Origin of the sequence: Phocaeicola plebeius, from assembly GCF_003437535.1 — a bacterium.
Lineage (GTDB): Bacteria > Bacteroidota > Bacteroidia > Bacteroidales > Bacteroidaceae > Phocaeicola > Phocaeicola plebeius_A.
This window is the reverse complement of record NZ_QSQT01000023.1, coordinates 44,943-60,074: the sequence shown is the minus strand read 5'-3', so window position 1 is coordinate 60,074 and position 15,132 is coordinate 44,943. Positions and strand designations below refer to the sequence as shown.

At 44.7% G+C, this 15,132-nt stretch carries 8 protein-coding genes; all 8 read right to left on the bottom strand.

Translation table 11 applies throughout. The features are described from left to right. Positions 1–138: 138 nt before the first annotated feature. The 8 genes from DXD04_RS12170 to DXD04_RS12135 all read right to left on the bottom strand — a co-directional run bounded on the left by DXD04_RS12170 (position 139) and on the right by DXD04_RS12135 (position 15,127). A complete protein-coding gene (locus tag DXD04_RS12170) occupies positions 139–1,440 on the bottom strand; it encodes a hemolysin family protein (protein WP_117673553.1) in 1,302 nt (433 codons plus the stop codon). Between the two features lie 148 nt (positions 1,441–1,588). Further along, entirely contained in the window at positions 1,589–2,590 is a 1,002-nt protein-coding gene (locus DXD04_RS12165) for an aldo/keto reductase (protein ID WP_117673551.1), read from the bottom strand. Positions 2,591–2,740: 150 nt separating this feature from the next. Continuing rightward, positions 2,741–4,954: a S9 family peptidase gene (locus tag DXD04_RS12160; protein ID WP_117673549.1), complete on the bottom strand. Its 2,214-nt coding sequence runs from the start codon at positions 4,952–4,954 to the stop codon at positions 2,741–2,743. Positions 4,955–5,113: 159 nt separating this feature from the next. Next, a complete protein-coding gene (locus tag DXD04_RS12155; RefSeq protein ID WP_117673558.1) occupies positions 5,114–7,522 on the bottom strand; it encodes a glycoside hydrolase family 127 protein in 2,409 nt (802 codons plus the stop codon). A 31-nt stretch (positions 7,523–7,553) separates the two neighbouring features. Further along, entirely contained in the window at positions 7,554–9,968 is a 2,415-nt protein-coding gene (locus tag DXD04_RS12150; protein WP_117673547.1) for a family 43 glycosylhydrolase, read from the bottom strand. Between the two features lie 16 nt (positions 9,969–9,984). Next, complete coding sequence (locus tag DXD04_RS12145; RefSeq protein WP_117673545.1) at positions 9,985–12,708, bottom strand: glycoside hydrolase family 97 catalytic domain-containing protein; 2,724 nt, start codon at positions 12,706–12,708, stop codon at positions 9,985–9,987. A 140-nt stretch (positions 12,709–12,848) separates the two neighbouring features. After that, positions 12,849–13,757: a DMT family transporter gene (locus DXD04_RS12140; protein ID WP_117673543.1), complete on the bottom strand. Its 909-nt coding sequence runs from the start codon at positions 13,755–13,757 to the stop codon at positions 12,849–12,851. Beyond that, the gene (locus tag DXD04_RS12135) at positions 13,754–15,127 is read right to left on the bottom strand and encodes an aminopeptidase P family protein (RefSeq protein WP_117673541.1); all 1,374 of its coding nucleotides are present in this window, start codon (positions 15,125–15,127) and stop codon (positions 13,754–13,756) included. Before DXD04_RS12135 ends, DXD04_RS12140 begins: the two co-directional genes overlap by 4 nt. Positions 15,128–15,132: the final 5 nt, after the last annotated feature.

The following is a 15,132-nucleotide window of genomic DNA, read 5'->3' as shown; positions in this document are numbered from 1 at the left end:
AAATCAGAGTAAAGAAAAATCCGGATATAAAATAAAAGAACTTTCAAACCATTTTCTATCCATAATTATAAATTTAAAGGAGCTTTTCAAGACCTAATCCTGAAAAACTCCTTTAAAATAAATCAAACTTTTTCCATTCTAAAATTCACATTCTTCTTCATTTTCTACGGAAGGAATGGTAACCAGGACTTTATCAATTCGCGCACCATCCATATCCACCACTTCCAGCACAAAATTATTCCACTCCAGTGTTTCTCCACTTTGTGGAATATGCTGTAAATGCTGCAGAATTAAACCTCCTACCGTATGATAGTCTACATCTTCCAAAAGGTCCTGACGATTAAAGTAGCACAAGAAATCATACAACGGACACTGGCCGTCTACCAGCCAGCCATCTTTATTGATTCGCTTGATAATATCCGGTTCTTCCCCAGCATCATCCATAGAACCAACTAAGCCTTCCAGAATGTCACGCAAGGTGATAATTCCCACGCAAGCTCCAAACTCATCACAAACCAGGGCACGACTTATCTTCTGGGCCTTCATCTGCTCCAAAGCCTTATACACATTCATGTTTTCATGAAAGAATGTAGCCTCATGCGTCAGAGCCGGCAAATTGAAATTCTCTTCAGAAAGATGTAACACCAAATCCTTCAGGTTTACTACCCCTTTCACCTTATCCAAGTCACCATCTTCCGTCACCGGATAAAACTCATACAATTCATTCACCAGCACAGCTTTCACTTCAGCCGCCGTCATTCCACTCTCAAGTGCCACAATGTCACTCTTATGCGTCATAATGGAGCCTACTTTCAAATCGCCCAACAAGAATACACGCTGTACAATGTCCTGTTCTACAGGCTGTACTTCTCCATCGTCTGCTCCTTCTTTAATAATAGACTTGATTTCCTCTTCTGTCACTTTACTGTCGGTATACTTGATGCCCAACAGATTAAAGATTGCTTCCGTACTCTTAGATAACAGCCAGACAAAGGGTAAAGCCACTTTTGCCAGCACATTCATAGGCCGTGCCACCAGCTTAGCCATTCTCTCGGCCATGCTCATACCAATACGTTTAGGCACCAGCTCACCAAAAATAATAGTAAGATAAGTCACTATCACTACAATTATTCCCTGTGCCAGTCCAAAAGCATAAGAAGAAGCAACTCCCCATGAGATAAGCAGATTCGTCAGGTCGACCGCAATTTTATTTCCCGAATAGATACCGGTCAAAATACCAATTAATGTAATACCAATTTGAACTGTAGAAAGAAAACGATCTGGGTCCCCTGCCAGTTTCAATGCTACGCGAGCAGATTTATTCCCTTTTTTTACATCTGTCGACAACCGGGATTTTCGGGCTGATATTAATGCCACCTCGGACATGGCGAAAATACCGTTCAGTACTATCAACCCGATAATAATGATTATTTCATCCATATATAAAAACAAGTGTGTTTCAGGGGAACAAATTTATATGAATGTTCATAGCAAAAAAAGTGAGCTGCCTATAATTATATTGTTTTAACAAACAGACAGTTCACTTTTTTCATTTCTCTTTTCACCTTACACACATGAAGTTAGCCGGCTACATCAGAATTTTTTCGATTGCATGAAGTTCCTCTTCTTCAAATGAAAGATGATTCAACGTTTTCAAACTATCTCCCAGCTGTTCTACCGAACTGGCCCCTACAATCACGGAAATCACAGTTTCGTTTTTCAACAACCAGGCCAGAGCCATTTCGGCCAGTGACTGTCCGCGCATAGCCGCCCGTTCATTCAATGCTTGTATCTTACTCAACACCTCCGGCGTAAGCGCCTCTTTTTTCAGGAAACCACCCCTTGCTATACGAGAATTATCCGGAATACCGTTCAGATAACGGTTAGTCAGCAAGCCTTGTGCCAAAGGAGAAAAAGCCACAAACCCACTTCCATTCTCCTTCACAGCATTCAATATCCCCTGAGATTCCGGTTCGCGTACCAGCATGCTATACCGTCCCTGATACAGTAGGCAAGGCACATCCCGTTCTTTCAGATAACGAGATGCAAACAGATAGGCATCCAACGGGTATTTAGACAAGCCGACATACAAAGCCTTTCCCTTACGCACAATATCAACCAATGCCTGAAGAGTTTCTTCCAACGGCGTTTCCGGGTCATACCGATGAGAATAAAATACATCCACATAATCCAGATTCATCCGCTTCAAGCTCTGGTCCAGGCTGGCCATCAGATGTTTTCTGGAACCCCAGTTGCCATACGGGCCTGGCCACATGTCATGACCTGCCTTCGTGGAAATAAACAACTCATCCCGATAGGGAGCGAACGATGACTTCATAATCTGCCCAAAGGTTTCTTCGGCTGAGCCATAAGAAGGTCCGTAATTATTAGCCAAGTCAAAATGTGTAATTCCATGATCAAACGCATAGTGCAATTTTTTCCGGCTAAGTGAAAGTGTATCTACATCACCAAAATTATGCCATAATCCTAAAGAAATAGCGGGCAGCATCACTCCACTACGACCGGCACGGCGATACTGCATACCACATTCGTAACGATTTTCAGCAGCAGAATAAACAGGTTCTATCATTAGACTTAATTTTAAGGCGTACAACTTTATTTTATCATATCAATGACAAAAATAATCTTTTCTTTTAAAAAAGAAATGGGCCATTCCTTTTCATAACGATTCCTCCGAACCTGATTCACAAAAATGAATGACCCATTGACCTGCCACAAGTTATTTTCCTGTCTTCACTTTATCCCATGAGGGAGGAGTGACTCCCATCAAATGGCGGACAAAGAAGTCATAACGCTTGTGTTCGCCAAAGTCCTCTCCCATCGTGTGGTGAGCTCCCGGGATAACCACCAGTTCAAAATCTTTATTGGCTTTTATCAAAGCATTGGCCACCTGCATGGTAGAAGCCGGATCTACATTATCGTCCAGTTCGCCTACCACCAGCATCAACGGACGACTCAGCAGATGAGCATTGTCTACATTGGAACAAGCACTGTAGGATTCATCTACCGGATATCCCATCCAAAGTTCATTCCACCAGATTTTGTCCATACGGTTGTCGTGACATCCACATGCCGAATAGGCAGCCTTGTAGAATTCCGGATGGAACAACACGGCCCCGGTAGACTCCTGTCCTCCGGCAGAGCAACCGAAAATTCCTACCCGGTCAATATCCATATAAGGATATTTCTGCGCAGCGGCTTTAATCCAGGCTATATGGTCGGGCAATCCGGCATCTTTCAGGTTCTTGTAACAAACTTCTTCAAATTCTTTTGAGCGGAAAGAGGTCGTCATACCATCTACCTGTACCACAATGAATCCCAGTTCAGCCAGCGATGTCATCCACCAGTTATAAGAAGAGAAAGTCTTCGGCACATACTGGTCGCCCGGTCCGGAATAAATGTATTCAATTACCGGATATTTCTTCGACGGATCAAAGTTAGACGGGCGATAAATCACTCCCCACATATCCGTTTTTCCATCACGTCCTTTGGCAGAAAATACTTCCGGGGCTTTCCAGCCATTGGCCAGCAAAGCAGAAATATCGGCTTTATCCAGCTGCATACGGATTTTTCCGTTCTTTGCATCACGAAGCACAGCAATCGGAGCCTGGTCTACTTTGCTATACACATCTACCAGATACTTATAGTCGGATGAATACCAGCATTGGTGCATTCCCTCTTCCGGAGTCAGTTCCACCAGGTTACTTCCATCAAAATTGATTTTATAATAATGAATCAAGTACGGGTCCTCGCCTTTCTTCATACCATTAGCCGAAAAGTAAATCACTTCATTGGCCTCATCCACATGCTGCACTCCACGAACATACCACTCGCCTTTCGTAATCTGATTCAAAGGCTTTCCGGTAGCCCGGTCGTAGAGATACAAATGGTTGTAATTATCCCGCTCACTTGACCAGATAATCCGCTTGCCATCGCTCAGGTAGTTACGGTAAATGCGAGGATAGTTCACGTATTTTTCTTCCTTTTCTTCAATCAACGTACGCACACTGCCATCCACTGCCGACATTTCCAACACGCGATATACTTTATGCCCGCGTTCATTGTATTCGAAAGTAATGGCCTTACTATCCGCATTCCACATCGGACCAGACAATTCATACTGATGGCTGAACAGCTCCGTAGAAGGAATCAAACGACGGCCGGATTCTACTTCGAAAATACAAGGCACCTTGAAACGCAGCTCGTCTCCAGGTTTTGCATATTCCTGCTTATGCAATTTGGGTTGCGCCTGATCGGCAGGAGAAGATTCCACATAATATACATAACGTTTTTCTACCGGACGAATCCGACAAGATACCACCGACTTGGAATCGGGCGACCACTGGATATACGAAGAATAATAATTGCTCAACGTTCCATCCTGACTCAGCTGCTTCTCTTTGCCTGTAGCCACTTCGCGAACATATACGTTGTCATTTTTGATAAAAGCGGTCCACTTACCATCCGGTGAGGTAACCGGGCTACCTTCTTTCTCATCGTCCACTTCCATCCAGTGGCGTTCCTTTCCACGAGAAGGTATTGCTCCTTCATCCAACAAACGGTTATTTTTGATGCTGTAAGCCCAGAACTTCCCGTCCAATTGGAAGCGTAACGTATCCAATGAAATATTTAACCGGCAATTCTGAAGCGGAAGGTTATAAGCATTTATCTCACGTCCTGCTTTTTCTGTCAAAGCAGACGCCATTTTCTGCTGGTCAAACAATGCCGTACGTTTTTTCGAAGCAGCATCTACCTTCACATATTCCTTTCCCTTTTCTGTCTGCCGTACATACCAGAAAGCAGAAGTCTGATCTACCCAATGCGGAACCACACCTGCATACAGCACGTGCTTGGCATTGTATTTCTCTCGCAGCGCATACGCACGGTTGTAATCCTCTACCGTACCTTGTGCCCAAAGTGAGATACAAGACATACTTCCTAATGCAAATAACAAAACGCCTGATTTGAATAAGTTATTTTCCATTTTATCATATTATATTAAAGAATTCGGGATTTCAGATTCTCTTCAGTCACCCCCAAGAAAACCCAAAACCCCGAATCTGATTGCATTATTATCTATTAATTCTCATGGTTATTTCACTTCCCACTCATACAAACCTGAAGAATTCTTATCCGGCTGTACCACTTCCAACTTCACAGCCTTTGTCTTCGCCGGTTCAAAGTCTACGGTATTCGGATTGCCCTTCTGTACCCCATACGCTGTAATATTCTGAACTGGAGTCCAATTGCCAGAAGCATCTTTATAATAGATTTTCCAAGACTTCGGTACACGGCAACCTCCCCAAGGAGCATCATCATACCAATACACTGTAGAGCTGGAAACTTCCATTTCTTCCGGGAATTCGTATGAAATCCACTCTGTAGTACCTTCTTTCGGCCACCAATGATAATACGGAATCGTACGGTCATTTTCATCCTTCGGCACCAGTCCGTCAGAAATAGAAGACAGTGATTTCACTTTATGTGAAGCATCTACCTTACTCTTCGATGCCAGTGTCGGGATAGCAACCGGACGAGTAGCACTTACTTCATTCGGCAACCACACAGCCATATTTCCCGCTCCACGATGTGCCCATGCATAATATGGAATCATGGTCAGTGTATGATCTTTTGCGACCAGACGGCCTGATTCATCGTATTCCAATGTCTGAGCCTGAGTCTTAATCTGATTGATACCATACAACAAATCCGGTTTTTCTACGACTTCAAACTTCGGAGTGCGGTTCATCAATACACTCAATACATCAAAATCATTGTCCGGCCATTCTGCACAATACACAATCGGACCACGTTCTACAGAAACCCGGCCACGGTCAGCTTCCACCTTTCCATTCGCTCTTACCGTACGCACGTTCATATCGAAGTGAACTTCTACCTTATCTCCCTTTTTCCATTTACGGTCGATGGTCAGGTAACCTTTCTGCAAATCTGATGTCACTTCTTCACCGTTCACCTTCACACTATATTTCGGACGTACACCATCGGTATAAGTATACAAGTCACTCGGAACTACCTGATTGCGTACCCATCCCGGAATACGAATCTTCATGGCAAACTGTCCGGCTGAATTACGGTCTACTGCCAGTGTAATATCCCCGTTCCATGGATAAGATGTGGTTTGTGAAAGTGTAACCTTCTTTCCGTTTACCTGCAAAGTAGCATTATTGGCAATAAACAAGTTTACGTATACATCTTTTCCTTTTACTGCATAAACATAGCCCGGAACAGAAGGGATGAAACGACAGATATTAGACGGACAACAAGCACAACCGAACCAAGGCTGACGCTGGTGCTGGCCCATAGACTCCAACGGATTCGGATAGAAGAAACCGCCACCATCCAAAGATACACCTGAAATCAATCCATTGTACAAAGTACGTTCCAGCACATCGTAATACTTGGACTCTCCGTGCAAAAGGAACAAACGGTAATTCATATATACATTACCGATAGCCGCACAAGTTTCACAGTAAGCCGACATATTAGGAAGTTCATAATTCTTTCCGAAAGCTTCCCCGTTGTTTGTCGCACCAATACCTCCGGTGATATACAATTTCTTAGAAACAATGTTATCCCAGATACGGTCGATGGCATGAATATAAGCTGTATCACCTGTCAAGGCAGCCACATCGGCCATACCAGAATACATGTACGCTGCACGTACTGCATGTCCTACTGCCTCATCCTGTTCAATTACCGGTTTGTGAGCCTGACTGTATTCATCCCGACGAGAAGTATAGCCGCGCTTATCCAGGAAGAATTTAGCCTGATCCAGGTATTTCTGGTCACCCGTTACCAGATATAGTTTAGCCAATGCCATTTCTGCAATCTGGTGACCTGGCACACGTACCTGCTGTCCCGGTTTGTCACCAATCTCACGGCAGACACAGTCTGCATAACGAATGGCTATATCCAGGAAATTCCGTTGTCCCGTAGCCTGATAGTGTGCAATAGCACCTTCTACCATGTGACCTAAGTTATAGAACTCATGGCTCAGTTCTTCCACCTTCTCCCAGCGTTTACTACCGGCCCATTCATGTGGATGTTTAGGATTCATAGTACGTGAAGTGTACAAATAGCCGTCAGGCTCCTGCGCAGCAGCCACAATTACCAGCACACTGTCAATGTATTTCTTCAGCTTCTTATCCGGATAAGTCTGAAGCAGATAGCTGGCTCCTTCAATAGTCTTATACACATCCGTATCATCAAATGAATAGCCTGTCACCTTATTATTTTCACTCGGATGAGCTGCCATTTCAAAGTTCTTGTAGCGTCCGGTTTCTTCACATTTGCTAAAAGCCAATGGAATAGTTACTTCACGGCTGGCTTTCAAACGCTGTCCCCAGAAAGAATCCGTCAGTTTTACCGAAGTAAACGGAACCGGATCAATCGGATAGCCGTGTGCAGAAGCCTTCTTCTGCGCGTATGCCCCACCTCCTATCAAGGAAAAAAGCAGAGCAGAAATCACAAATTTTTTCATGGTGTTACTCATATTTTATAGGTTATTATTCTCATTTATCTTTCAAGGGAAGTGCCTCATCCCAGATCTTCAACGCATGCAGATAGCCGCTAAAAGGCCAGTTACCTTCTGCATTCTGTCCCAAAGTTACAAATTGTATCGGTTTAATCAGCAGCTGAATATCTTTTGAACTGATTAACTGCCCGTTTATATATACCTTCTCGATACGTCCGTCAAAAACGACATAAATATGTTGCCATTTTCCTTCCAGTGACTTAGCCTCCTTATAACCGACATCTTCGTACCAGCCATAATGGTTCAGCATTCCGCAACGAGGTTCTGTGCCATTCACCAGCATGATTTTTTCCATTTCATCGTGCGAGCTGGTAAAATCGGCCACACATTCATTCTCAGCCATTTCCGGATTCAGCACCCAGGCTTCCAACGTATAAGGAGCATTGTCACGAAGAGTAGCCGGCAAGGTAAAGCTGGAACGGAAGAACTGCTCGCCTTCAAAACGGAAAGCTTTCTTACCCTGCTGTTCTTCTACAATTACCGGAGCCTTTTGAGTCTCAAAATAACCTTCTACAACTCCCTTATTCGGAATATATCCTACCGTATCACCTACTGCAAAATCATCTGCATCCAGAGATACCAGCAATCCTCTTTTCATCTTATCAGAAGCCTCTACACGTACCAAACCTACAATTGCATCGTAAGCCTTTTCTGCTTCTTCCTGTTTCCAGTTATAATAACGGAAATTTGTCAATGTCAGTTCCTTGTCCTGTGACTGAATAACTACCTTTCCTCGCTGTACATACTTGTCTGCCGATTGGGAAACCCAGCGGTTATTTTCATACACCCAGACTGTAGTTGTATGCTCCTCTTTTGGATTAACAACCGGAGACATAAATTCCAAGCATGTACCTGGGGCCAACACAATAGCCTCCTGTCCGTCAATACGCTTACGGGAAACTTGTCCGGATTTCAATTGGAAGACACCGCCCAGCATACCGCCGTCGTTTCTCCACTCCGTACCGTTCCAGTCCAAGCCCGAGAGTCCCATCCACAACTGAGGAGATGCCGTTTCAAACTCGCCGAACACTTTAATGTTCCACAAAGCACCGGCAAAACCATTTTTCTGTGTTCCCGTTGTGGTTAATCGTACATACCGTGCTTTCACATCACCGAAATCTACCATCGGACTTCCAGCCAGATAATTGGAACGCTTATCCGCAAAAACATCCCACTTCTTTCCGTCTACTGAAGTCTCAATTACATACTGATAATACGACGTGCCATATTCAAATTGTGTCCACACCGTACGGATATTCTCAACCTTCTGCAAGTCAATCTCAATCCACTCCTGCCCCATTGTCTTCGGACGCCACAACGTACCATTATTATCGTCTACCGCATATTCAGGCACAAAGTTGGCATCATAATACGAAGAAGCTTTGACCGGTTTCCGATAGGCCAAGTTTTTCGATTTCAATACACTCTTGGCAAAAGCCCCCACTCCGCTGTGTGTTCCTTCTATAGGAGCGATGGAACCATCAGCATTAAATTTCAGCTTGTCAATACAAACCTGACGATGAAATCCACGGTTGGAATGAGGATTATCATGACGATGGTATACGATATAATAATTATCTCCTTCCTGCAAAATGCTGTGATGACCCGGTCCGTGCACTGTACCGTCGGCGGACGTCTTCAGGATTGTACCTCTATATGTATAAGGTCCAAGCGGTCCTACCGTGCTCGTAGCGTACTGCACATGATAGGTGCTGTCATGACACGAATCGGAAGAATACATAAAATAATAGATACCGTTTCGTTTCATCACAAACGGCGCCTCAAAGAAATCTTTTACTTCCGTATTAGGAATCAACTTTGTTTCCACAAAACCTTTCATATCAGACGTCATCTTTCCAGCCCCGCAGCCAAAACCTTTATAGATACCCCATGTACCCCAATACAAATATACCGAGCCGTCATCGTCTACAAACGTCTGGCCATCCAGCGTAATGGCATTCTTCACAAAACGGTCGGGAACCAATACGGCTTCACTTTCTCCCAGTACATTCTTCCATGGTCCACGCGGTGTATCTGCAACTCCTTCATATACATTGCAAGGCTGACAGTAGAACATACGATATGTGCCATCGGTATGCTGCATTACATCCGGTGCCCAAATCCAGTGGCTGTCCGGCCAGTTCATCGGCATAATGGTCCAGTTCTCAAAATCCTTGCTACACCATACCTGCGAAGGGCCAAACCCTGCCCCACTACCATCAGTCGTAGCATAGACATAATATGTATCTCCGAACTTCTTTACCGTAGGGTCTGCAAAATACCCTGGAATAAACGGATTCCCCGCACCTGGAGTATTCCATTCCACCTTTTGTGAATAAGCAGTACTCAAAACTGTACCCAACAACAAACTTGTCAATACATGTTTTTTCATTCTTTTCCTCCTTTTATTATGGGTGCACTTCATTCAATATCGGAATTTCAATTTCATAAAAATACTCTTTCAGCAACTGATACATGTCAGGATCATACGATTTCAGTTTCGTACGACGGTTCATGGCATTGTGTACTTTATTCGGAGTCTCCGAATAACGGTTACAGTTGAAGAACGACTGCACACATTCTGCAAAATACTCTTCTTTATTTGAAATAGCATACGTATCCTTCCACAATCCCTTGGCAATGGCATTTTGTCTGCACTGCTCCAAACGGTCGTTGAAATCAGGCTCTACACCTACAATACCAATGGTATGGAACAAATGTGCAAACTCATGAATCAGGATATTTTCTCCCACATACTTGTCACCTGGGAAAGCCAGCACATTCTCTTCTCCACAGCTGGCCGAAAAGTCATCTTCCGGAGCACCGCCAAAGCCTCTGGCACGCTTATTCCAGAAAGCGATATTCTCCGGTGTGTTGCAGATATGCGCATATTCCGGCAAATCACACACCTCTTCGTGCTCACCGATAATCATCACATGACATCCTTTGCTCACCATGTACTGCTTCACATCCGGACGCTTCGCCAGCATCAGCGATACAATCTCATACGCCTTTTCCAGAGCCTCATCACGTACCTTATCAGATGACACGATATATAATCCGTCTACTTCCAAGTATTTTTTATAAAAAGAAGGGATTCCTTTTCCCGCAGGCACAGCTGAAGGTTTCACTTCCGTTACAAAAGTACGCTCCAGTTTCAAGGCAAAGCCTCCTCCAGAAGCCAAATGGATAGGCAGTTTCGTATGGGCATCTACCACAAAAGTTTCCTTCACATAATCTTCTGCCTGGCGAGATGCATTGACACCGTCCTTGAACAAAGTACATTGATACTTTTCCCCTTCACCCAAGAAAGAGAAATCCAGTGTCACCTCACGCTCATCCCAGTTTGTCATACCTCCGATATACCAGTTAATATCTTTTTTGCGAACCGTCACAATTGATTCACCAAGTTTACCTGAATAAATAAAGGTAGAATCTGTTTCCACCGGAATCGAACTGATGAAATCCACACATTCCTGCTCTTTCAAATAATTTGTCGGTGCATCACACAGCATCGTAAACGGAGAATCGTGCACAATGTAAGCAGCCAACTGATGACAGCGTGTACCCATACTGGCGGGACTGGAATACATAGGCTGGAAATCACGCTTCGACAAGTTCCGCATAGCCCCCGGTGTATAGTCCACATAGCCAGCCATCAAACGGATGTACGGGAAAGTCACATCATAAAGCGGCATATTCTTCTCCACCTCACTCCATTTCATCTCTTCCATACCAAACACGCTTTCATAATTTACCACATTCGGATAAGTACGATTTAAACCGGTTGGCTTATAGATACCGTGATAATCCAATATCAGTTTATATTCTGCTGCCTTTGCCGCAATACGATAAATCATTTCCACCGCAGTCTGGTCATCCCGGTCAAGGAAATCCACCTTAAAGCCTTTGATTCCCATTTCAGCATACTTCCGGCAAGCCTCATCCAACTGTGAATCCAGCACATTGAACACCGTCCAGAGTACCAGCTCCACTCCCTTGCTCTTTCCATATCGAATCAATTCCGGCAAATCCAGTTCAGGAATCACTGTCAGCATATCCCCACTCTTCGGGTCATACCAACCTTCGTCCAATACGACATATTCCAATCCGTTCCGGGAAGCAAAATCAATATAATACTTATATGTATCCATATTAATACCTGCCTTGAAAGGTACCCCTTTCAGGTTCCAGTCATTCCACCAGTCCCAAGCCACTTTACCCGGTTTTACCCAAGAATAGTCTCCAATGCGGTTAGGAGAAGCCAGCGCATATACCAGATTATTCACCGGCATTTCTGTATCCTTCTCCGTTATAGCCAGGATACGCCACGGATACGTACGGTTTCCTTTTACGCGTGCTATGTAATCCTCCGTTTCCGTCACATACTCCTGCTTGCGCCATGGATAGAAATCCGTCTTTTTCGGATAAGGAGCAAACACACCTTTCAATGCCTGCTTTCCATCCGGCTGCACAAACATTCCCGGATAAGCTTCCAAGTCCGACTCCAGCAGTGTCACCTTCGCCTGCTTGCAATCCACTGTTACCGGCAAAAAAGCCAGTTCCTGTGGAGCCTCTGACAACGGTTTCACCTCATACGTATTTTGAAAAGCCATTGCCATCGGTTTTTCCTTATTCGTAGAGTACGGCAAATAAGCTGTATAATCACCAGCAAACCGGAATTCCGCAATTTCATTCTTGATAATCAAATCCTCTTTGGAAGAGGTATAAAAACGATAAGCCACTCCTTCGTTGTAGACACGGAAATACACTCCATACTCACCTTTCAGCTTCAAGTTCATTTCATTGCAAACTGCCTGAAACGACTTGAAGCGATAAAAAGGTGCATCAATGTCCTGAAAAATCTTTTTAGTTTTGGCAGAAATCACTTTCGCCCCACCCGCCAGAGCAGGTGTCTTTCCTTCTTGAATTAACCCTAATTTACTATCAACAACAATAAGAGAGTCTTTATGATATACAGAATAAATCAGTCCGTCCGTACCCGCAGAGATTTCTACTTTCAACTGCTTGTCGGGCGACTGCACCACATATACTTTATTTCCGGCTGCCATCATGGAAAGACAGCTGCAAAGCCATAAAACAGCACTTACGATTAACGATGTATTTTTCATATCATAGAATATTTTTCCAATTGCAAAGAAAAAAGATAAACGAATAACTCTCTGCCATTGAAGTCTGAAACGATAACAATATTATCCCAAAATCGCCCCTCCTGCACCCAGGAGAGGCGATTCTATACTATTTTTTCATCCTATTGGACGATTTTTGCCTGATTGGAACTTTTTACGAAATACTGATTGAAGACGATACCCAACACAATCATCACCAGTCCGATGTAAGTAGTAAACACAATCTGCTCGCCCAGCACGACAGAAATGAAGAACAATGACATGAAGGGCGACAGGTAACACAACTGGTTTATCAATGCCGGATTGGAAGTTTTCCGCATGGCCAGTCCGAAGAAAATAAAAGGAATTCCCATTTCAAATCCTCCGACGTACATGCCCGACAACACACCGGTCAGCGAGCTCAAGTTCAACCCACAGAACAAAGCTCCCACTGACAAATAAACCGAACCAAATAAGAAAGTCAAAAACAAAACCACACTACCATCCGTCTGTACCTTATTCCGGTTATTCAGCATCCAGTAGGTAGCCCACAGCACAGCACTCAGTGCCGCCAATAGAAACCCCTCGGTCGATACACTCATCTCTCCGTTAAATCCGGTACCGATTGAGATCAAAGCGACTCCCGCCAAAGAAACAAACATACCGATGTATTTCTTCTTAGGTATAGGTTGTCCGGCAAACAAAGCCAATAAAATCAGCAGCACAATCGGCCAGGCATAGTTAATAGGCTGCGCCACCTGCGCAGGAAGCAAATCGTATGCCTTGAACAGCACCAAGTAATAAGCCACCGGATTCAGCAGTCCCAGTCCGGCATAATACAGCCATTGTTTCCCAGTCAGATTCCCAAGCAATCTCCATTTCCGCTGTGCAGTCAGCAACACCGCAAATATCACCAGTGAAGTCAGGCTGGCCACCCACAACATCTCGAAATGCGTCAGATAACGCAAGGCCATCTTGAAAGCCGTGGCCACCGTCGACCAGCTTAACACCGCCACACAGGCACACGCAATCGCTTTACTATCGTTCGTCATCTCATTGCCTCCACTTCTTCCGTTGTCAAAGGAATCTTCTTACCCAGTCTCCGTGCTCCGGTAGCCGTAATCAGGTAATCCTCCTCATTACGCAGCCCCGTAAAGTCCCGATAACTTTCCAGTTTCTCATAATTAATGAAATCGGTAAAACGATGCTCTGCTTTCCAGTAATCCATCAGTTCCGGAATAAAATAGATACCCGGCTCAATGGTCAGTACAAAACCCGGTTCCAACTTACGAGCCAGACGCAACGACTTACGCCCGAACTGCGTACTCTTAGGCTGTCCGTCATAACCGACCCATACCTCTCCGAGATTTTCCATATCATGCACATCCAGTCCCATCATGTGTCCCAGTCCGCAAGGGAAGAACATGGCATGTGCTCCCTGTTCTACCGCATCTGCCGGATTTCCTTTCATCAGTCCCAGCCCTTTCAAGCCTTCACAAATTACCCGACAGGACAAGTCATACACATCACGGAAATATACCCCGGGCTTCAAAGCATTCACCGCTGCCTGATGCGCAGCCACCTGAATATCATAAATATCCTTCTGCCGACTGGTAAATTTCTTTCCCGCACAGATAGTAGAAGACATATCACCTGCATACCCCATGGCCGTCTCTGCTCCGGCATCCACCAGCAACATCTCCTCTTCCTTTACCGTATGCCCATGATAATGATTATGAAGAGTCTGTCCGCATACCGTAGCAATGGTCGGGAAAGACAAGTTACATCCATGCACCTGAGCCACCGCTTCCAATGCCGCAGCCACCTCATGCTCCTTCATCCCGACACGCAACACACGCATTGCCTCCAGATGCATTTCAGCCGTCACATCACATGCGCGTTCAATCTCTGCAATCTCTTCTTCCGTCTTATAATTTCGCAGGTTCACAATCCCTTTGATAAACGGAATAGAAGGCATCTCTGCTCCCGGCTTTACCCCTAACAGGTCCATCAGCTTCAGGCGATGCTCTGCCCGATAAGGCGGAAGATAATGTACCGTACGCTTCTGTGCCACCACCTTCTCTACGTACTTCTTCAGTTCAGCCAGTGGCAAGGTTTCCGTCACTCCTACTCGCTGTGCCTTCTCGTGTAAAGTTGGCTGCGTCCCCATCCACACGATATGGTCAATGGTCAGTTCATCACCAAAAATGATTTCACGGTCCTCGTCAATATCAATTACAGCCGCCAGACCAGCGTATGACAATCCCCAGAAATAGAGGAATGAAGAATCCTGCCGATAATTATACGTGTTGTCTTCATAATTCATTCCACACTCGTCATTCCCTAAAAAGAGCAATAAGCCGGAGCCTACACTCTCCTTCAACTGCCGCCTGCGAGCGACATACGTTTCTTTTGCAAACATACCCC